Raw genomic sequence first — 17,595 nt, forward strand, 5'->3', positions numbered from 1 at the left:
CCAGGGGGCGGCCCGTCCGCTTTCCGGCCCCGTCCGTTCTGTCCTCAGCCCCGGCGCAGCGCCAGCACCGCGTTCAGCCCGCCGAAGGCGAAGGCGTTGGAGATCGCGGCCGGGACCTCGCGCGTGCGCGCCGCGTTGGGCGTCACGTCGAGATCGCACTCGGGGTCCGGCGCCTCGTAGTTGACCGTGGGCGGGATCACCCCCTCGCCCAGCGCGCCAAGGACCGCGGCGAACTCCAGCGCCCCCGCCGCCCCCAGCGCATGGCCGTGCATCGACTTGGTGGAGGAGACCGAGAGCGCGTCGGCCTGGCCGCCGAAGACCGCGCGCAGCGCCGCCGTCTCGGTGCGGTCGTTGGCGGCGGTGCCGGTGCCGTGGGCGTTCACGTAGACGATCTCCTCGGGCGCGAGCCCGCCGTCGGCGAGCGCCGCGCGGATCGCCCGCGCCGCCCCGTCGGCCGAGGGCTGCACGATGTCGCCCGCATCCGCCGACATGCCGAAGCCCGCGATCTCGGCGAGGATCGTCGCGCCGCGCGCCTCGGCCCGGTCCCGGCTTTCGAGCACGAAGACGCCGGCGCCCTCGCCGATCGCCATGCCGGCCCGGCCCTTCGAGAACGGGCGGCAGACGTCGCGGGTCATCACCCGCAGCCCTTCCCAGGCCTTCATCGCGCCGAAGGTCAGCGGCGCCTCCGCCCCGCCCGCCACCGCGAGCTCGGCCGCGCCGGAGCGCACCAGGTGGAAGGCCTGGCCGATGGCGTGGTTGGCCGAGGCGCAGGCGGTCGAGACCGAGAAGGTCGGCCCCTTCAGCCCGTGCGCCATCGAGATGTGGGAGGCCGGGGCCGAGACCATCAGGCGCGGCACTACGAAGGGATGCACCCGGCTCCTGCCCTCCTCGAACACCGCCCGGTAGCTGTCGTCGAAGGTCTGCATCCCCGGCAGCGCCGTGCCGATGACGACGGCGGCGCGCAGGGCCTCCTCCTCGCTCAGCCCCGGATCGGCCTGCGCCCACGCCTCGGCGGCGGCGGTCAGGGCGAACTGGGTGTGGCGGTCGTAGAGCGCGAGCTGGGAGCGGTCGAAACGGTCCTCGCCCACGAAGCCCTTCGCCTGCGCGCCGACCTTCGCGCTCAGCCGGTCGAGGTCGCGCAGCTCCAGCGGGCCGATGCCGCAGACGCCCGCCTTCAGGGCCGCCCAGTGGGCGGGCGCGTCGAGGCCGAGCGCGGAGACCACGCCCATGCCGGTGACCACGACCCGGCGCGCGCCGGAGGGGGCGCTCACCGGCTCACGCCTCCCGCGCGGCGATCAGGCGTTTCACGCCCGCGACGATGGCGGCCACGTTCTCGATCTCGAACTCGCTCTGCGCGGGGTCGTTGGCGTTGAACGGGATCGAGACGTCGAAAGCCTCCTCGATGGCGAAGACCGCCTCGACCATGCCGAGGCTGTCGATGCCCAGTTCGTCGGGGGTGGAGGTCAGCTTGACCTCCGAGGGGTCGAGCACCGCCTGCTCGGCCACGATGCGGATCACCTCGAGGGCGACCTCGTCGTCGGCGGCGTCGGCGGCGGAAACAGCGGCGGCATCGGTCATCTCGACCTCCCACGGATCGGCGCAATCCCGGGGCCGGCGCTGCGCGACGGTCCCGCCCGAGGGTCGTGTTACCCCCTCGGTCCGGGTCAGGAAAGGCGGAATCGCCGCCGCCGCAAGAGGGGAGCGCCAGTGGGACGCGGGGCGGGCGACCTCAGCGCAGGCCGCCGGTCAGCTCGCGCAGCTTGTCCATGGCCCGCGGCAGGCGGCGCATGGCCATCCACATGCGGTTGAACTCGTCGCGCTTGATCGCCGGCGAGCCGATCATCACCGAGCGCGGCGGCACGTTGGCCCCCACCCCCGAGCCGCCGGCGACGACGCTGTCGTGGCCGATGGTCAGGTGGTCGGCGACGCCGGCCTTGCCGCCCAGAACCACCCGGTCCTGGATCACCGCCGAGCCCGCGATGCCGACATGGGCGCAGAGCAGGCAGTGCTCGCCGACGGTCACGTTGTGGCCGACCTGCACGAGGTTGTCGATCTTGGTGCCGTTGCCGATGGTGGTGTCCTTCAGCGTGCCGCGGTCGAGGCAGGCGCCGGCGCCCAGCTCCACGTCGTCGCCGATCGCGACCGAGCCCAGCGAGTGGATGCGCACGTAGACCGTCGCCGCCGCGCCGAAGACGTCCGAGGCGCCGCGGTCCTTGGCGGCCTCGACCGCGCCGGGCTCGGGCGTGACGAAGCTGAAGCCGTCGGCGCCCGCGACGGCGTTGGGATGGGCGACGAAACGGTGGCCGATGCGGGTGCGCGCGCCGATGCGCACCCCCTCCATCAGCAGCGCGTCGTCGCCGATCCGCGCCCCGGCGCCGATGGAGACGTGGGAGAGGATGCGCGCGTTGGCGCCGATGGTCACGTCGCGCCCGATCACGACGAAGGGCCCGATCGAGGCGCCCGGCCCGATCTGCGCCGAGGGGTCGACGATGGCCGAGGGATGCACCCCCGCCGGCGCGTCGAGCGGATGCTGGAAGCGCGCGGTCAGCCCCGCCATCGCGTAGCGCGCACGCGGCGCGAAGATCGCCGCGGCGAGGCCGAGCCCCTGCCAGTCGGCTCCCGCCGGCAGCACCGCCGCGCGGGCCCGGCCTTTGGCGAGGTCGCCCAGGAACTTCGGGTCCATCGCCACCGCCAGCTCTTCGGGTCCCGCCTGCGCGGGAGGGGCCGGCGCGCGCACCACCAGGTCGCCGTCCCCGGCATGCTCAAGGCCGAGGGCGGCGGCGACGTCGGCGATGCGGTGCGGGGTCATGGCGGGCTCCCAGGGCGGCGGGCGGATCGGCGGGCCCCTGCTTAGCGGGCGGGCGCCCCCGCGGCCAGTCCCTCCGGGCGCGCGTGCGCGAGATCGGGCGCGACGCTCCAGGCGCGGGGTCGGGGTCGGCTCTGCCGTCCGCTTCGCGGCCGGGACGCCCGCCCGCCGACCCCGCCGCCGGCGGGATGGCGCGCGCGGCGCAGCGCCGGGGATCGAGACGGGGTCGGCGGGCGGGCGATGCGTCCGCGCAGCGGGCGCGAGAGCCGCCCCCGACCCTGCCCGCACGGCCGCGCCCCGCGATGGGAAAGGGCCGCCCCGGGAGGCGGCCCCTGCTGGTCTCGATTCGTCGCGGGAAGGCGCGCCCGGCGCGCCGCGCCGCTCAGAGGGCGGGCGCCAGGCCCTTCTCCTCCAGGGCGGCCCAGACCGCCTCGTCGCGGCCGTAGACGTCCTCGCGGAACTGGGCGGACCCGGTCTCGTCGACCCAGGCGGTGCGGTAGGTGAGGTTCACGCGCACCGGTTCGTCGAGGTTCACCCAGCGCTCGCGCCCCGAGTCGAGGATCGAGTGGAACGCCGCCTGCGGGTCGTCGTACTGCGGGGCGAGCAGGATGTAGGCCAGCTCGAACGGGTTCTCGACGCGCACGCAGCCGTGGGAGAAGGCCCGCGCGTCGCGCTTGAACAGGCTCTTCGACGGCGTGTCGTGCAGGTAGATCGAGAACTGGTTGGGGAACATGAACTTCACCTTCCCCAGCGCGTTGTGGTCGCCCGGCGCCTGCTTCACCCGGTAGGGGAAGTAGCCCTTGGAATACTGCTCCCAGTCGTGGAAGGCCGGATCCGCCGGCACCGGCCCGCCGTCGGTGGCGATCAGCTGCATGTTCTGCTTGGCCAGGTAGTCGGGGTCCTTGCGCAGCGCCGGCAGGATCTCGTTCGTCGCGATCGAGCGGGGCACGTTCCACGACGGGTTGATCACCATGTGGTCCATCATGTCGATGAACTCCGGCGTGCGGTGGCGCTTCTGGCCGATGACCACGCGCGTCTCGTGGATCAGCTTGCCGTCCTCGTAGAGGCGCATGCGGTAGTCGGGCTGGTTCACCACGATGTACTTGCGGCCCAGGTCGTCGGGCGCCCAGCGCATCCGCTCGAGGTTCACCGCCACCTGGCGGATGCGGAAGCCCACGTCCGCGCCGAGCGCGGCGAAGGTCCGCGCGCCGGCGATGCCGTCGTCGTTGAGCCCGTGGCGGCGCTGGAAGCCCATCACCGCCTGCTCGAGACCGGCGTCGTAGAGCTCGGGCTGCGCCGAGGCGGGGGCGTGCTCGCCAAGCTCGGCCAGCCGTGCGCGAAGCTGGGTCACGCGGGGGCCCGCGTCGCCCACCCGCAGCGTGCCGCCCTCGGAGAGCGTGGCGCGCCAGCCGCCGGCTTCGGCCTCCTTCTGCAGGCGCGCGTAGACCTCGCGCAGCGGGGCGTAGCCGGGATCGCGCGGCGCGAGCGCATCGAGCCAGGCGCCCAGCTCGGGCGAGGCCGCGGCGCCGGCGAGGATCGCGGTCGTCTCCGGCCGCTCGGGGAACACGTGGATCTCGGAGTCGACCCGGCTCGGCTTCAGCGCGCCCGCGGCCATGTCGCCCGCGTAGCGCAGCAGCGCGCGGGTCAGGTCGAGCTCGAGCTGCGCCACGTCTTCGGGGTGGTCCTGGCCGTCCGGCGTCTGCTGCGCGCGGGCGCGCAGGGCGGCGGGCGAGTAGGCTGCGGCGGGCAGCGCGTGGCTCTCGGCCGCGTCGAGCCGCGCGAGCAGCGCCTGCGCGTCCATCGAGCCGCCGGCGACGTTCCAGGCCGGCCGGCCCTGGCGCGACTGGTACCAGGCGAGCACCGCCTCGTCCCCGGCCGCGGCGCGCAGGATCGCCGCCTGCACCGGCGTGGCCGGCGAGACCGCGGCGGGCGCCGAGGGAGCGAGGAGCGAGACCGACGCGGCCCCGGACGCGGGGCTGGACGTCGCCGTCGCCGCGGGGGCGGGCGTGGTGGGAACGTCGGACGCAGGCGAGGACGCGCCGGGCGCCGACGGGGCCGATGCGAGGCCCGCGGTCTGGGCGGCGGCGGGGCCGGCGGTCAGCGCCGTCGCGCCCGAGGCGAGGCCGCCCAGGGCGAATGCGGCGGCAATGTGGAACTTGAACGACATAGTGGCGCCTCTGACACAGGGATCCGCTTTGGAAGACCATAGCGCGAACGTCCGGGGGGGACGAGGCGACGTGGCGGGAGATCGTCGCGCAGCCGCGGGGGCGTGTGAATTCCGCCGCAGATACGGGGGCGTGCGGCGCGCGGTCCCCGACAGGCGGCGGCGCGCTCCATCCTGCGGCGCCCTGCCCGACCGGCAGGCAGTGGATCGTTTCATCGTGCGACAGGCGCCGATTTTGAGGCGCCGGACGGGGAAACCGCTGCGAATCTGCCACTTTTTCCCTCGGCCCCGCTGTGTCATAGTCCCCTCGTCCACCAAAAACCGCCGAGGAACATCGGCAAGGACGAACGAGGCGACAGACAGTGAAACCGACCGATTTCGGGCGTTTGTCCCGTCGTGCGGCCCTTGTAGGGCTGGCCGGCGGGCTCGTCGCGGCAGGCATGGGCGGGCAGGCCCTTGCAGCGCCGTCACTCAACACCGGCAAGGGCGCTTACCGGCGCATCCAGCTCGTCAACTCGCGGCTGCAGGAGCGGCTCGACGCGGTGTACTGGATCGACGGCGAGTACGTGCCGGAGGCTCTCCAGGAGATCAGCGGCATCCTTCGGGACTGGCGCGCCGACCTGGTGAAGCCCTACCACGAGCGCGCGCTGGACGTGCTCGCCGCGGCCCATCGCAAGATGGACGTCGACGAGCCGTTCGAGGTCGTGTCGGGCTACCGCTCGCCGCAGACCAACGCCGCGATGCGCCAGCGCTCCTCGGGCGTGGCGCGCAACAGCTACCACACCCGCGCGATGGCCGTGGACGTGAAGCTGAAGAGCCGCTCGGTGCGCCAGATCGCCGGCGCGGCCGAGAGCCTGAGCGCCGGCGGCGTCGGGCGCTACTCGCGGTCGAACTTCGTGCACATGGACTGCGGTCCGGTGCGCACCTGGGGCGCCTGAGCCGAAGGCGCTCCCCTCGGCCGACCGCCCCGACCCGGGGCATCGCCGGCGCCCCTCGGGGCGCGGGCCATGAAGACGAGCGGATCGGCCGGGCCCTGCGCCCGGCCGTCGCCGTTTCACGCCCCCACACTGCATGCATGCGGGCGCTCACGCCGGCCGCCCGCGGAAGGCTGGACGAAGTCCCGAGGCGCATCTTCGCATGAAGGGCGTGCGGGGCGCGTGCAGGCGCGCACGGGGCCTCACGCCAGACGCCGCCACGCCCGCGCAGGGCTCAAGCCGAGCGGAGGGCCGCACGGCAGTCGTCAGGGGCAAGGAGCGCCCTGCCCCCCCCCCCGGCGCTCAGTCGGCGGAGGGGGGACAGGGGCTGCCGGGCTCGAACACGCCCAGCAGGCCCGCGGCGAGGATCTCCTCGATCCGCTCGGGCGGGATCTCGCCGCCCTCGCCGCGGCGCAGGAAGTCGCCGCCCAGGCCCGAGGCCTGCAGCGCCGTGAAATCCACCGTCAACGAGGGCATCGCCTCGGAGCCATGGCGCAGCAGCGCCCGCCCGGGCATGTCGTCGAGATGCACGGGCCAGGTGCTCGCGGCGACGCCTGTGCACTGGGCGACCCGGTCGCGGAACCGCCGGCGGATCTCGAAAAGCTCCAGCCGGGCGGCGGCGTCGGGATCGGTGCGCGCGGCCAGCGCCTCGATCCACCCCGCCATGCGCGCGTCGGGGCCGAGCGCCTGTCCGAGCCCCAGCGTCAGCCCGTGCAGCGCGATCGCGATCAGCAGCACGAAGGACGCGGCGACGGAGATCTTCGCCCCGCGGACGCTGCGCCCGCGGCGCGGCCCGGCCTCGGTGCTCGCCATGTTCGACCCGCCCTCCGACACGCACGGTCACGCCCACGCGGCCGCCCCGTCCGCGCGGCGGCCAGGCCCCATCCTGCCCGACCCGGCGGGCGGGGTCGAGCGCCCCGGACCGCAGGGCGCGCCCCGAGCTCAGCGGTCGAGGATGTCGCGCAGTTCCACCATGTTCGCCCGCGCGCGCAGCAGCTTCTCGCCCATCACCGACAGGTGGTCGGGGGTCAGCGTGCCGTCCTCGCGCCCGTTGGCGACGATCATCGGATCGAGGCGCACGCCCTCGGCGATATGCGCCTCCATCCGGTCCCAGACCTGGAGCAGGTCCGACACCTCGATGGTGCGCGCGAAGTCCTGGCGCACCGCCTGCAGCACGCCGTGGAGCGCGAAGAGCTCGCCGCGCGCCTCGTGGAACAGGTTGTCGGCGTGGAAGTCGAAGTAGCCGCGGTTGTTGCCGCCCGCCTCGACGAAGGCCTTGCGCTCGACCGACCACTCCATCGCCTTGGCGCGGCTGTTGAGCCGCGAGGCCATCGAGCCGAGGTCGGCCGCCAGCCGGTCGATCAGCGTGCGCAGGTTGTCGCGGCGCACGTCGAAGAGCGCGTTGCAGGCGCCGAGCCGGTCGTTGTAGGTCTGATAGAGCGGGATCGCGCCCCGATAGGACTGCTCGGCCCCCTCCATCACCGTCTGCAGCTGAGGGTCGAAGGGGTTGTTGAGCACCCAGGCCCGCTCGTTGACCCGCAGGCGGCCCTGGGCGGCCTGCAGGTCGGGGTCGGCCTCCGACGTGCCGCGCACGCGCCCGAGCGTGTCGGCGAGGTCCAGCGACACCCGCCGCACCACCGTCAGCATTCCCATCTGCATGGCGGCCTTGTTGTCGAACCAGGGCGTGTCGGCGAAGTCGATCAGGCCGAAGAAGCCCAGCCGGTACTGCGGATCGCCCGGAACCCAGGGGTTCTGGTTGACCATCAGGTCCAGCAGCCCGACCTGCATCTGCACGATGCGCGAGTGGGCGCAGGTGCGCGGGTCGGAGTTGCCCGCCGCGGTGGTGTCGCCCGCCGGAAGGCCCGCGTCGGCGCTGGCGGTGGTCGAGCCGCCGGGCTCGGTCTGCGCGGCGTCGGGCGTGGTCACCTCGGGGCGGTCGAGCACCACGCCCTCCTGCGGGATCACCCGCTGGGGATAGGCGATGTCCATGCCCGGGTAGAAGCAGAACCGCCAGAACAGCACGCCCACGTAGACGATCGCCACGATCACGAGGATCGCCGGCAGCGCGCCCAGGATGCGGCGGAAGGCGCCGCGGTTGGGGTCGGCGAAGGGATCGTCGGGGTCGGTCTTGCGGCGAATGCCGAAGAACCGCCCGATCCGCTCCAGGATCTCCACCAGGAAGTCGACGATGCGGGTCATAAGGCGCTCCGGTTTCGCTTCGGCGACTAAGAGGTAGCGGCTCGGGCGCGACAGTAAAAGCCGAAGGGGGGCGTCGGGGCGCCGCGGTTGGACGCGGGCCGGGCCGCGCGGGAGGCTGACCGCGGCCCGAAAGCCCTTGCAGCCCGACCGCCGGAGCCCGTCGCGCGCCGCGGAAGGCGCCGGCGCAGATCGACCGGGAACGGACCGGCGCCGGCCCGTCGCCGTCAGGGCGCGCCGGCGTCCGCGGGTCCGGCGATGCGACCGGCGAGCGCCTCGCGCAGCACGAAGGTGCGCAGCGCGCAGGCCAGCCCCACCTCCGGCGGCCGTCCCGCGTCGATCTCGGCCGCGAGCGCGTTCAGCGCCTGCCCCCGGCGCGCGGCGACGGCGCGGAAGGCCGCCCAGAACTCCGGCTCCAGCGAGACCGAGCTGCGGTGCCCGCGCAGCGTCAGCGAGCGTTTCTCGGGCGGGGCGTAGGGGGCCGGGCTCATTCCCGCGGCGCGTCCGGCACGTCCCGGTCCGGGTTCCCGCCGGCATCTTCCTCGGCCTCCCCGCCGGTCTCGCCCGTCTCGTCCCGGCGGTGGCCGTCGAGGCGGCGGCGGGCGAGCGTCGCCTCGGCCGCCTCGCGGGCCCTTTCGGCGGCGCTGCGGCCGTGGCGGGCGGCGTTCTCGTCGCCGGCCTTGCGGCGCGCGTCCCGGCCGCGCTGCTTGCGGGCCCGGCGCAGGTTGATGATCTCGGCCATCGGCGTCTCCCTTGCCGGCCCGACCATAGCCAAGGCCCGCGGCGGGCGCGAGAGCCTGCCGTCCGCTCCTGTCGGGTCGGCGCTTGCGCTCGGGGGCGGGCGATCCCAAATCTCCCCATCGCCGGCGACGTGCCGGCGCCTGAGGCGCGGCGCGCGCTCGCCCGCCCTGTTGGAGCCTCCTTCGATGCTTCGCTATGGCCTGCCCGCTCTTTATGCCGGGTTCGTCCTGTTCTCCCTCGCGCGGATCTGGCTGAACCGACCCGGGCGGCGGCCCGGGATCGGGGGCTACATGTTCGGCGCCACGGTCAGCTACATCGTGGTGTTCGACGCCGCCTACGGCATCACCGCCGCGGTCGCCGAGGCCCTGTCCGGCGAGGCCGGCGTGGTGTTCTGGGCCGAGGCGGTCCTGCTGATCCCCCTCTGCTGGCTGATCTGGCGCGGCCTGCGCATCCTGTTCCCCTGGCCCCTGACGCTGGAGGACGAGAAAGCCCCGGCGCCCGCCGCCTGATCCTGCGCCGCACGCGCGTCCCGGTCGATGCGCCGGGACGCGCGCCCCCCTGACCGCGCGCCGGGCCTCGCGCCTGGTCCGCCGTCCGCGCGCGTCCCCTGCGTCCGCCCCCGCCGGGCGGAGCGGCTCGGCGCCTCGCCCTCGCCGCGATGGGGGGGCATCCTGGGCCCACCGAATCCGGAGGCCCGATGATCCGACCCGCGCTCCTCGCCCTGCCGCTGCTGGCCGCGTCGCTGCTCGCGCCGCCGCCCGCGGCCGCGCAGGCGACCGCCCCCTCCCCCGCCGCCGGCGAGGCGCAGCCGGCCCCCGCCGCGCCCGCGCCGGGCGCCCCCGCCTCCGAGGCCGTGGACCCGCGCGCGACGATCCGCCTGCCGGGCGGCGAGGCGCTCGACCCCGAGATCCTGCGCCAGCTCGTGCTCGACATCGGCTTCGGGCGCGAGCTCTTCCAGCTCCCCGGCGACGCCGCCCACTGGTCCGACGCCCGCCTGCGCCGTTTCCGCCGCGGCGGCGTGCCGGTGGAGGTCTATTCCGACGATCCCGACTTCGCCTCCAATCCCGCCTTCTGGGGCCCGTTCCGCCTGCTGGCCGAGAAGCTGCCCGCCCTGACCGGCCTGACCCTGATCCCCCGCTCGCGCATCGAGCTCTGGGACGGCCCGCCCGGCCTGATGATCTTCGTGGGCCGGCGCGCCTGGCTGAAGGAGAGCCTGGTGGGCCTCTCGCGCCTCGCCGGCGCGGACGAGGCGCTGGCCGCCCGCCGCTTCGATCGCCTCGCCCTGCCCTTCGTGATGCGCGGCCGCCCGGTCTGCTTCGCCGAGGTTCGCTTCCGCGACGAGGGCTCGGCCGAGCTGGCGCTGTCGGTGGTGGCGCTGGAGGTCTCGCCCCACCTCTCCGAATGCGTCTACGAGGAGGTGATCCAGGCGCTGGGCCCGATCAACGACAGCCGCACGGTGGCGCAGACGATGTTCAACGACGACGGCGCCGAGACGATCCCGACGAGCTACGACTGGCTGGCCCTCTCGATCCTCTACGACCCGCGCCTGACGACCGGCATGACCCTCGAGGAGGCCGAGCCCGCGATCCGCGCCCTCGTCGACGCCCTCGCCGCGCCCGCCCCCGACTGACCCGCCCCGGACGTCCCCGCCCCCTGCGCCCCCGCCCGCCGCCCCGCGCCGGGGCGCGACGCCGATCACGCCTCGCCGAGCGCCTGTTCTCCGGAGCCGTCCATCGCGGATGCCGATCGGAGCGAGTCGCCGGGGGCGGTCAAGGATCGCGCAGCGACCCCCCGCAGGGGGGCTCGTCCTTGACCGCCCCGGGCGACTCGCTCAGGCATCAGACGCGATGGACGGATCCGGAGAACAGGCGCGGGCTTGTTCTTGGGTGAGTCCGGAGCCCGCCGGAGGCTCCCCCCTCCCCGATCCCCGCCCCGCCCCCGCAGGCGCTCCCCAGCCAGGCCCGCCCGCAGGGCGCCTGCGTCCCGCTCCCCTTCCCGCGCCCCCGCCCCCGCCCTATGCTCCGCCCCGACCGCCGCGCGGCGCCCGTGACGAGGCGCCCCGGCGCAGGGAGGAAATGCATGACCGAGACGTTCCCCGAAGAGCCGATCATCTGGACCCCGTCGGCCGAGCTCGCGCAGAGCTCCGAGATGGCGCGCTACATGCGCTGGCTGGCCTCCGAGCGCGGCCTCGCCTTCCCCGACTACGACGCGCTGTGGGAGTGGTCGACGACCGAGCTCGAGGGCTTCTGGACCTCGCTGATCGACTTCTGGGACCTGCCCTTCGCCACCCGCGAGACCCGCGTGATCGACCGCGAGGTCATGCCCGGCGCCCGGTGGTTCGAGGGCGCGACGCTGAACTGGGCCGACCAGGTCTGGCGCCATGTCGAGACCAACGGCCGCGACGCCCCCGCCCTGCGCTGGCGCTCGGAGAGGGGCGAGGGCACGGTGACCTGGGGCGAGCTCGCCGACCGCGCCGCCTCGCTGGCGCAGACCCTGCGCGGCTGGGGCGTCGCCCCCGGCGACCGGGTCTGCGCGATTCTGCCCAACGGGCCCGAGTCGGTGATCGCCTGCCTCGCCACGGCCTCCATCGGCGCCACCTGGTCGCTGTGCTCGCCCGACATGGGCGCGACCGCGATCCTCGGCCGCTTCGCCCAGATCACCCCCAGGGTGCTGATCGCCGCCGACGGCTACGCCCATGGCGGCCGCGAGACCCCCCGCCTCGACCTCGCGCAGGAGGTCGCCGCCGGCCTCCCCGGCCTCGCCCGCCGCCTGCTGGTCCCGGTGATCGACGCCCCCGGCCCCGACGGCTGGGAAAGCTGGGCCGACGCCACCGCCGGAACCCAGGGCCCGCCGCGCACCGAGATCGTGCCCTTCGACCACCCGCTCTGGATCGTCTACTCGTCGGGCACCACCGGCACGCCCAAGCCGATCGTGCACGGCCACGGCGGGATCCTGCTCGAGGGCTCCAAGTTCCCGCTCCACAACGACATCCGCGACGGCGACACGTTCCTGTGGCTGACCGCCTCGGGCTGGATCATGTGGAACTGCCAGGTGATCGCGCTGACCCGCGGCGTGACGGTGGCGATCTTCGACGGCGCCCCCAACCTGCCCGACATGGCCGAGCTCTGGCGCTTCGCCGCCCGCGCCGGCTGCACCTTCGTGGGCGCCGGCGCCGCCTTCTTCTCCACCTCGATGAAGGCCGGCGTCTCGCCCAAGGCCGAGGCCGACCTGGGCCGCCTGCGCGCCATCGGCTCCACCGGCTCGCCGCTGGCCCCCGAGGCCTACGACTGGATCCAGGCCAACGTCGCCGACGTCTGGATCACGCCCATCGCCGGGGGCACCGACTTCGCCGGCGCCTTCGTGGGCGGCTGCATCCTGCTCCCCGTGCGCCGCGGCGAGATGCAGTGCCGCTTCCTCGGCGCCCGCGTCGAGGCCTGGGACGAGCACGGCCGCCCGGTCGAGAACCAGGTCGGCGAGCTGGTCTGCACCCGCCCCATGCCCTCGATGCCGCTCTATTTCTGGGGCGACGCCGACGGTTCCCGCTACGCCGAGAGCTATTTCGAGACCTGGCCGAACGTGTGGAAGCACGGCGACTGGATCCGCATCACCCCCACCGGGGGCGCGGTGATCTACGGGCGCTCCGACGCCACCATCAACCGCCGCGGCCTGCGCCTGGGCACATCCGAGATCTACCGCGCCGTCGAGGAGCTCGACGAGATCCTCGACAGCCTGGTGGTCGACCTCGAATACCTCGGCCGCGACAGCTTCATGCCCCTCTTCGTGGTCCTGCGCGAGGGCGTCGCCTTCGACGAGGCGCTCAAGGACAAGCTGCGCGCCGCCATCCGCGCCTCCGTCGGCCCCCGCTACCTCCCCGACGAGATCGTCCAGATCCCGGAGGTCCCCCGCACCCTCTCGGGCAAGAAGCTGGAGGTCCCGGTGAAGAAGCTCCTGCTCGGCGTCGACGGCGCGAAGGCGGTGAACCGCGACTCGATGGCCAACCCCCGCGCCTTCGACGCCTTCGAGGCCTACGCCGCCGCCCGCGCCGCCCCCGCCTGATCCGTCCCCCGCCCCGCCCCGAGGCGCCCCCGGCCCCAGGCCCTGCCGGGAGCGCCTGTTCTCCGGAGCCGTCCATCGCGGATGCCGATCAGAGCGACTCGGCCGCCCCGGTCAGGGATCGCGCATCGACCGCGCTTGCGCGGCTTGTCCTTGACCGGGGCGGCCGAGTCGCTCAGGCGATCCAAGCGATGGACGGATCCGGAGGACAGGCGCGGGCGCCTTGTTCTTGGGTGAGTCCGGAGCCCGCCGGAGGCTCCGACGTCTGCCCATCGCCGTCCCTCGCCCGCTCCGCGCGACGCAGCCAGGCCCGCCCGCAGGGCGCCTGCGTCCCCGCTCGCCATGATCTCGCCCCCCGCGTCCCCGACACTCGCGCCGTCCCGTTTCCAGCCGAGAGGATCCATGGCCCGCCGTTCCAAGGCCCAGGCCGCCAAGGCCGCGACATCCGACGATGCGGAGGCCTCGCCCAAGGGCCCCGCGCCGTTCCCCGAGCTCGACCGCGACCGCGTCGCCACGGTGGACATGCTGTTCACCCACCACGACCGGATCGCCCACGTGGACGACCCGATCTGGGCCGACGTCTCCAGCCTCGCCGCCGCCGGCCGCACGCTCTTCGTGACCTGCGACGAGACCGCCTCCGTCGAGGGGCTCGACTGGGATCCCGACACGGGGCGCGCGCTCGACCACCGCTCCTACCCGCTGGGGCTCGTGTTCGAGCTGCCGGCGGGCGCCAGGGGCGAGATGGACATCGAGGGGCTGGCGGTCTCCGACGGCTGGCTGTGGGTCTGCGGCTCGCACGGGCTCAAGCGCGGCAAGCCGGGGTCGAAGAAGTTCAAGGACCTCGCCTCCATCGACTGGGACCCCAACCGCGGCTTCCTCGGCCGCCTGCCGCTGGTCGAGCGCTCGGGCGGGCGGTTCGAGCCGGTCGCGGTCTCCGACCCGATCGACGGGGCGCCCGAGCGGCGCGCGGCCATGCTGCCGATGACCGGGACCCGCGACGCCTACCTGCGCAAGCTGCTGGCGAAGGACCCGCTGATCGCCCCCTTCATCGACCTGCCCTGCAAGGAGAACGGCTTCGACATCGAGGGGATCGCCGCCCGCGGGAACGAGGTGATCCTGGGCCTGCGCGGCCCGGTCCTGCGCGGCTGGGCGCTGATCGTGCGGCTGGAGATGAAGGAGACGCAGGCCGGCGAGCTGAAGCCCGTCAAGCGCGAGGACGGGCGGCGCTACGCGATCCACGCGCTCGACCTCAACGGCCAGGGGATCCGGGACCTCGCCTGGGACGGCGACCGGCTGCTGATCCTGTCGGGCGCGATCTCGGATCACGAGGCGCTGCAGTCGGTCTTCGCCCTCGACCCCGCCGATTTCGACCGCGAGGTGATCGGCGCCGACCGCCTGCCCCGGATCCTCGACCTCGTCATCCAGCGCGGCGGCGACAATGCCGAGGGGCTCGAGATCGTGGGCGAGGGCGCGGACCGCCGCCTGATGATCGTCTACGACAGCCCCCACAACCACCGCACCGACGCCGACGAGGGCCGCCTGACCGGCGACCTCTTCACCCTCGACTGAGCCCGGCGCGCCCAGAGAACCTGCGGGGCGCGCGCCTCAGGCACGGGCCAGGCGGGCGCGGAGCATGGTGATCTTGCGGTATTCGTCGCGGCCCGTGACCTCGCGCCCCAGCCAGGGCGGGCGGGCGAAGACGGCGTCCTCGGCGGGCAGCTCGATCTCGGCGAGGATCACGCCGTCGAGCGGCGGGGCGTATTCGTCCACGCTCCACTCGAAGCCGGCGAAGGGGACCAGGTGTCGGGTCTTCTCGAGCGTCGCGCCCTGGCAGTGATCGAGCATCGCCAGCCCGTCCGCCAGCGGGATCTCGTATTCGAACTCGTCGCGGCTGATGCCCTCGCGCGGGCCCTTCACGGTCAGGAAGGCGCGGTCCTCGAGGCAGCGCACCCGCACCTTGCGCCCGTCGACGCTGGCCAGAAGTCCGTCGCGCAGGCGCAGGCTGGTCGAGACCGCCTGCCGCCAGCCCGCGTCGGCGACCAGGAACTTCCGCTCGATCTCCCTGGGCATCGCGCCCCTTTCGACGACGCCGCGCGCGCGGCCGGAGGAGGGGCGCGTAGCAACTCGCGCCCCGCCCGGCAATACGCCGCGGCGCGAGGCGCGGGGCACGCGGCCGCCCGTCGCGGACGGCCGCGACGCTCCCTGGCTCAGGCCGGCGCGCGCGCCGGCGCCGGGCGCAGCCGGGCGCGGAGCGCGTCGAGCTCGGCCTCCGACATGCCGTGGCGGCGCAGGTAGGCCTCGGCCCCGCCATGGCGGCGGTCGAGATGCATCAGCAGGGCGCGCATCATCTCGGGATCGGCGTCGAGATAGGCCGCGTTCAGCTCCCGCCCCCGGGCCCGCGCGTCGGCCTCGAGCGCGGCGAGCAGCGAGGGCAGCCGCGGCCGGGTGGCGGCGTAGTCGCTGACCACCACCTCGGGCTCGGCGCCTGCCAGCAGCAGCAGGAAGGCCGCGATCATGCCGGTGCGGTCCTTGCCGGCGGCGCAGTGGAACAGCGCCGCCCCGTCCTCGGCCCGCGCGATCAGCCGCAGGATCTCCACGAACACGGGCCCGCGCTGATCGAGCGCGAGGAAATAGAGGCCCAGCAGCGGCTCTTCCTCGTCGATCTCGGGCATCCGGGTGGGGTCGAGGTCCTCGAAGAGCGAGACGTGACGATACTCGACCCCCTCGACGCCCTCGGCGAAGGGATTGGGGGCCTCGGCCAGCTCCTCGGCGCGGCGCAGGTCGACGATCAGGGTCAGGCCCAGCTCGCGCAGGGCGGCGATGCCGGCCGCGTCCAGCCGGTGCAGGCTGTCGGCGCGCAGCGCCCGGCGGAAGGCGGTCTCGCCATGGGGCGTGGGCCAGCCGCCGAGGTCGCGGATGTTGTGGCTGCCGGCGATCGGGATCAGGCGGGGGTCGGTCATCGGGAGAAGTCCGGGAATCGGGAGCGCCCGGGTCCGGCGCGATGCGCCGGGCGTCGGGCCGGGGTCGGGCGAGTCGCGCCCAAGCTGACGACCCGCGGCCGCGCCATCAAGCGCCGCGTCCGCGCAGGGGGCCTGCGCGCGGCGCGCGCGACCTGTCCGCGACGCGGGACCGATCCGGAAACGGGGGGGAGAGCACTGGTGCCGCAGGGGAGGATTGAACTCCCGACCTCACCCTTACCAAGGGTGCGCTCTACCACTGAGCTACTGCGGCGGTGCGGGGCGGGTAATGACGTGTTCGGGGCCGGAGCGCAAGACCCCTCCTGCAAGGAATTTTCGCGCCATCCCGCCGCATGTCCCGCGCCGTTGCGGAAGGCGTCGCGGCCGTCGCGGCGGGATCTCCGCAGGAGCGGTCCGGGAGAGGCGGACCGGGGGAAGGTCGCCCCGGGGCGTTCCCCCGGGTCCGCGCGCGCTGGACGGCCCGTCCCGGCGGAGCTAGGCAGGGGCCATGACCGACGATGCGCCCTCCCCCAAGGCTCCGCGCCGCAGACCCAGCCCGGAGGCCGAGCAGCGCGAGGCGCGCCTGGCCGAAGCCCTGCGCGCCAACCTGCGCCGCCGCAAGGACCGCAGCCGCGCCGCCCGGGCCGCCCCGTCCGGCGAGAGCGGCGGGGACGACGACCCGCCCTCCGATCCATGAGCGCCCCGCTGGAGCGGCTGCGCGCGCTGGCGCTCGCCCTGCCCGGCGCCTCGGAGAAGATCGCCTGGGGCGAGCCGACCTTCCGCGTGGAGGCGGGGATCTTCGGCATGGTCTCGACGGCGAAGGGCCGGCTCTCGGTCTGGCTGAAGGCGCCCGAGGGCGCGCAGGAGATGCTGATCGAGGCCGCGCCGGAGCGGTTCTTCCGCCCGCCCTACGTGGGCCACAAGGGCTGGATCGGCCTGCGCCTCGACGCGCCCGGCGGGCCGGACTGGGAGGAGGTCGCCTTCAACCTCGCCCGCTCCCACGCGCTGATCGCCGCGAAGCGTCCCCGGAGATCCGGCGCGGCGGACTGACCGCGGCGCCCTGCCCGGTCCGGGCGTCGCGCGCGCGGCCCGGCCCCGTGGCGGTTCGAGGGCAGGCCCGCCCCGTCCTCGCCCCCTGGCCGTCATTGAACCGCCCCGCGGCGCGGGCTATCGCAGGGCGGAAGCCGGAACTCAGGAGGGGCGCAATGGACAGGATCGCGATCCGCGGCGGCAAGCCGCTGCATGGGGAGATCCCGATCTCGGGCGCCAAGAACGCCTGCCTCGCGCTGATGCCCGCGGCGCTGCTCTCGGACGAGCCGCTGACGCTGACCAACGCGCCGCGCCTCGCCGACATCCGCACCATGCGCGAGCTGCTGAGCTCGCTGGGCTGCGAGATCGCGGCCCTGCAGGAGGGCAAGGTGCTGGCGATCGGCGCCTCGGGGCTGGGCTCGCACCGGGCGGACTACGACATCGTGCGCAAGATGCGCGCCTCGATCCTGGTGCTGGGGCCCCTGCTCGCGCGCCACGGACGGGCCGAGGTGTCGCTGCCCGGCGGCTGCGCCATCGGCGCGCGGCCGGTGGACCTGCATCTGATGGCGCTGGAGAAGATGGGCGCGACGCTGGATCTGCGCGACGGCTACGTCCACGCCGAGGCCCCCGGCGGGCTGAAAGGCGCGGTCGTGGAGTTCCCGCTGGTCTCGGTCG

Annotated in this window: 17 protein-coding genes, 1 tRNA gene and 1 pseudogene; 8 read left to right on the forward strand and 11 right to left on the reverse strand. The window is 74.5% G+C overall.

Annotated features, from left to right (window positions below):
* Window positions 1-44 precede the first annotated feature (44 nt).
* The 4 genes from BM064_RS18900 to BM064_RS18915 form a co-directional block, all read right to left on the reverse strand.
* Complete coding sequence (locus BM064_RS18900) at window positions 45-1,271, reverse strand: beta-ketoacyl-[acyl-carrier-protein] synthase family protein (protein ID WP_281244890.1); 1,227 nt, start codon at window positions 1,269-1,271, stop codon at window positions 45-47.
* Window positions 1,272-1,275: 4 nt separating this feature from the next.
* Entirely contained in the window at window positions 1,276-1,578 is a 303-nt protein-coding gene (locus tag BM064_RS18905) for a phosphopantetheine-binding protein (RefSeq protein ID WP_092862194.1), read from the reverse strand.
* Between the two features lie 151 nt (window positions 1,579-1,729).
* Window positions 1,730-2,809, reverse strand: coding sequence for a UDP-3-O-(3-hydroxymyristoyl)glucosamine N-acyltransferase (gene lpxD / locus BM064_RS18910; RefSeq protein WP_092862196.1), 1,080 nt, complete (start codon window positions 2,807-2,809; stop codon window positions 1,730-1,732).
* A 379-nt stretch (window positions 2,810-3,188) separates the two neighbouring features.
* A complete protein-coding gene (locus BM064_RS18915) occupies window positions 3,189-4,973 on the reverse strand; it encodes a L,D-transpeptidase family protein (RefSeq protein ID WP_092862198.1) in 1,785 nt (594 codons plus the stop codon).
* Between the two features lie 359 nt (window positions 4,974-5,332).
* On the opposite strand from BM064_RS18915, the gene mepK reads away from it, so the two are divergent.
* Window positions 5,333-5,908 (forward strand): YcbK family protein, encoded by a 576-nt coding sequence (mepK, locus tag BM064_RS18920; RefSeq protein ID WP_483860473.1) that lies wholly within the window; start codon window positions 5,333-5,335, stop codon window positions 5,906-5,908.
* 339 nt (window positions 5,909-6,247) lie between these two features.
* Here mepK and BM064_RS18925 read toward each other — a convergent pair whose 3' ends face one another.
* The 4 genes from BM064_RS18925 to BM064_RS18940 all read right to left on the reverse strand — a co-directional run bounded on the left by BM064_RS18925 (window position 6,248) and on the right by BM064_RS18940 (window position 8,882).
* Complete coding sequence (locus tag BM064_RS18925; protein ID WP_092862202.1) at window positions 6,248-6,757, reverse strand: hypothetical protein; 510 nt, start codon at window positions 6,755-6,757, stop codon at window positions 6,248-6,250.
* 129 nt (window positions 6,758-6,886) lie between these two features.
* Window positions 6,887-8,143: a DUF2333 family protein gene (locus BM064_RS18930; RefSeq protein WP_092862204.1), complete on the reverse strand. Its 1,257-nt coding sequence runs from the start codon at window positions 8,141-8,143 to the stop codon at window positions 6,887-6,889.
* A 224-nt stretch (window positions 8,144-8,367) separates the two neighbouring features.
* Window positions 8,368-8,631 (reverse strand): ribbon-helix-helix domain-containing protein, encoded by a 264-nt coding sequence (locus BM064_RS18935; RefSeq protein WP_092862206.1) that lies wholly within the window; start codon window positions 8,629-8,631, stop codon window positions 8,368-8,370.
* A complete protein-coding gene (locus tag BM064_RS18940; RefSeq protein WP_092862208.1) occupies window positions 8,628-8,882 on the reverse strand; it encodes a DUF4169 family protein in 255 nt (84 codons plus the stop codon). Before BM064_RS18940 ends, BM064_RS18935 begins: the two co-directional genes overlap by 4 nt.
* A 184-nt stretch (window positions 8,883-9,066) precedes the next feature.
* On the opposite strand from BM064_RS18940, the gene BM064_RS18945 reads away from it, so the two are divergent.
* The 4 genes from BM064_RS18945 (at window position 9,067) to BM064_RS18960 (ending at window position 14,503) form a co-directional block, all read left to right on the forward strand.
* Complete coding sequence (locus BM064_RS18945; protein ID WP_092862210.1) at window positions 9,067-9,390, forward strand: hypothetical protein; 324 nt, start codon at window positions 9,067-9,069, stop codon at window positions 9,388-9,390.
* A 188-nt stretch (window positions 9,391-9,578) separates the two neighbouring features.
* Window positions 9,579-10,511, forward strand: a complete 933-nt coding sequence (locus tag BM064_RS18950; RefSeq protein ID WP_092862212.1) for a DUF2927 domain-containing protein — start codon at window positions 9,579-9,581, stop codon at window positions 10,509-10,511.
* 449 nt (window positions 10,512-10,960) lie between these two features.
* On the forward strand, window positions 10,961-12,937 hold the full coding sequence (locus BM064_RS18955) for an acetoacetate--CoA ligase (RefSeq protein ID WP_092862214.1): 1,977 nt from the start codon (window positions 10,961-10,963) through the stop codon (window positions 12,935-12,937).
* Between the two features lie 399 nt (window positions 12,938-13,336).
* Window positions 13,337-14,503 (forward strand): DUF3616 domain-containing protein, encoded by a 1,167-nt coding sequence (locus BM064_RS18960; protein ID WP_177236326.1) that lies wholly within the window; start codon window positions 13,337-13,339, stop codon window positions 14,501-14,503.
* A 36-nt stretch (window positions 14,504-14,539) separates the two neighbouring features.
* On the opposite strand, the gene BM064_RS18965 is transcribed toward BM064_RS18960, so the two are convergent.
* The 3 genes from BM064_RS18965 to BM064_RS18975 all read right to left on the reverse strand — a co-directional run bounded on the left by BM064_RS18965 (window position 14,540) and on the right by BM064_RS18975 (window position 16,165).
* Window positions 14,540-15,004: a CYTH domain-containing protein gene (locus BM064_RS18965; RefSeq protein ID WP_092862218.1), complete on the reverse strand. Its 465-nt coding sequence runs from the start codon at window positions 15,002-15,004 to the stop codon at window positions 14,540-14,542.
* Window positions 15,005-15,141: 137 nt separating this feature from the next.
* On the reverse strand, window positions 15,142-15,894 hold the full coding sequence (locus tag BM064_RS18970) for a tyrosine-protein phosphatase (protein ID WP_092862220.1): 753 nt from the start codon (window positions 15,892-15,894) through the stop codon (window positions 15,142-15,144).
* Window positions 15,895-16,090: 196 nt separating this feature from the next.
* Window positions 16,091-16,165 (reverse strand) — tRNA-Thr (locus BM064_RS18975).
* A 234-nt stretch (window positions 16,166-16,399) separates the two neighbouring features.
* Between BM064_RS18975 and BM064_RS18980 the strand changes: the two genes are divergently transcribed.
* The 3 genes and pseudogenes from BM064_RS18980 to BM064_RS18990 all read left to right on the forward strand — a co-directional run.
* A complete protein-coding gene (locus tag BM064_RS18980) occupies window positions 16,400-16,588 on the forward strand; it encodes a hypothetical protein (RefSeq protein ID WP_092862222.1) in 189 nt (62 codons plus the stop codon).
* Window positions 16,585-16,941 carry an MmcQ/YjbR family DNA-binding protein gene (locus BM064_RS18985; RefSeq protein WP_092862224.1) on the forward strand — a complete coding sequence of 119 codons (357 nt, stop codon included), beginning with the start codon at window positions 16,585-16,587 and terminating at the stop codon, window positions 16,939-16,941. The genes BM064_RS18980 and BM064_RS18985 overlap by 4 nt, the downstream gene beginning before the upstream one ends.
* 155 nt (window positions 16,942-17,096) lie before the next feature.
* Window positions 17,097-17,595 (forward strand): annotated as a pseudogene (locus BM064_RS18990) (UDP-N-acetylglucosamine 1-carboxyvinyltransferase); the annotation flags it as partial.

This window comes from Albimonas pacifica (genome assembly GCF_900113695.1).
Lineage (GTDB): Bacteria > Pseudomonadota > Alphaproteobacteria > Rhodobacterales > Rhodobacteraceae > Albimonas > Albimonas pacifica.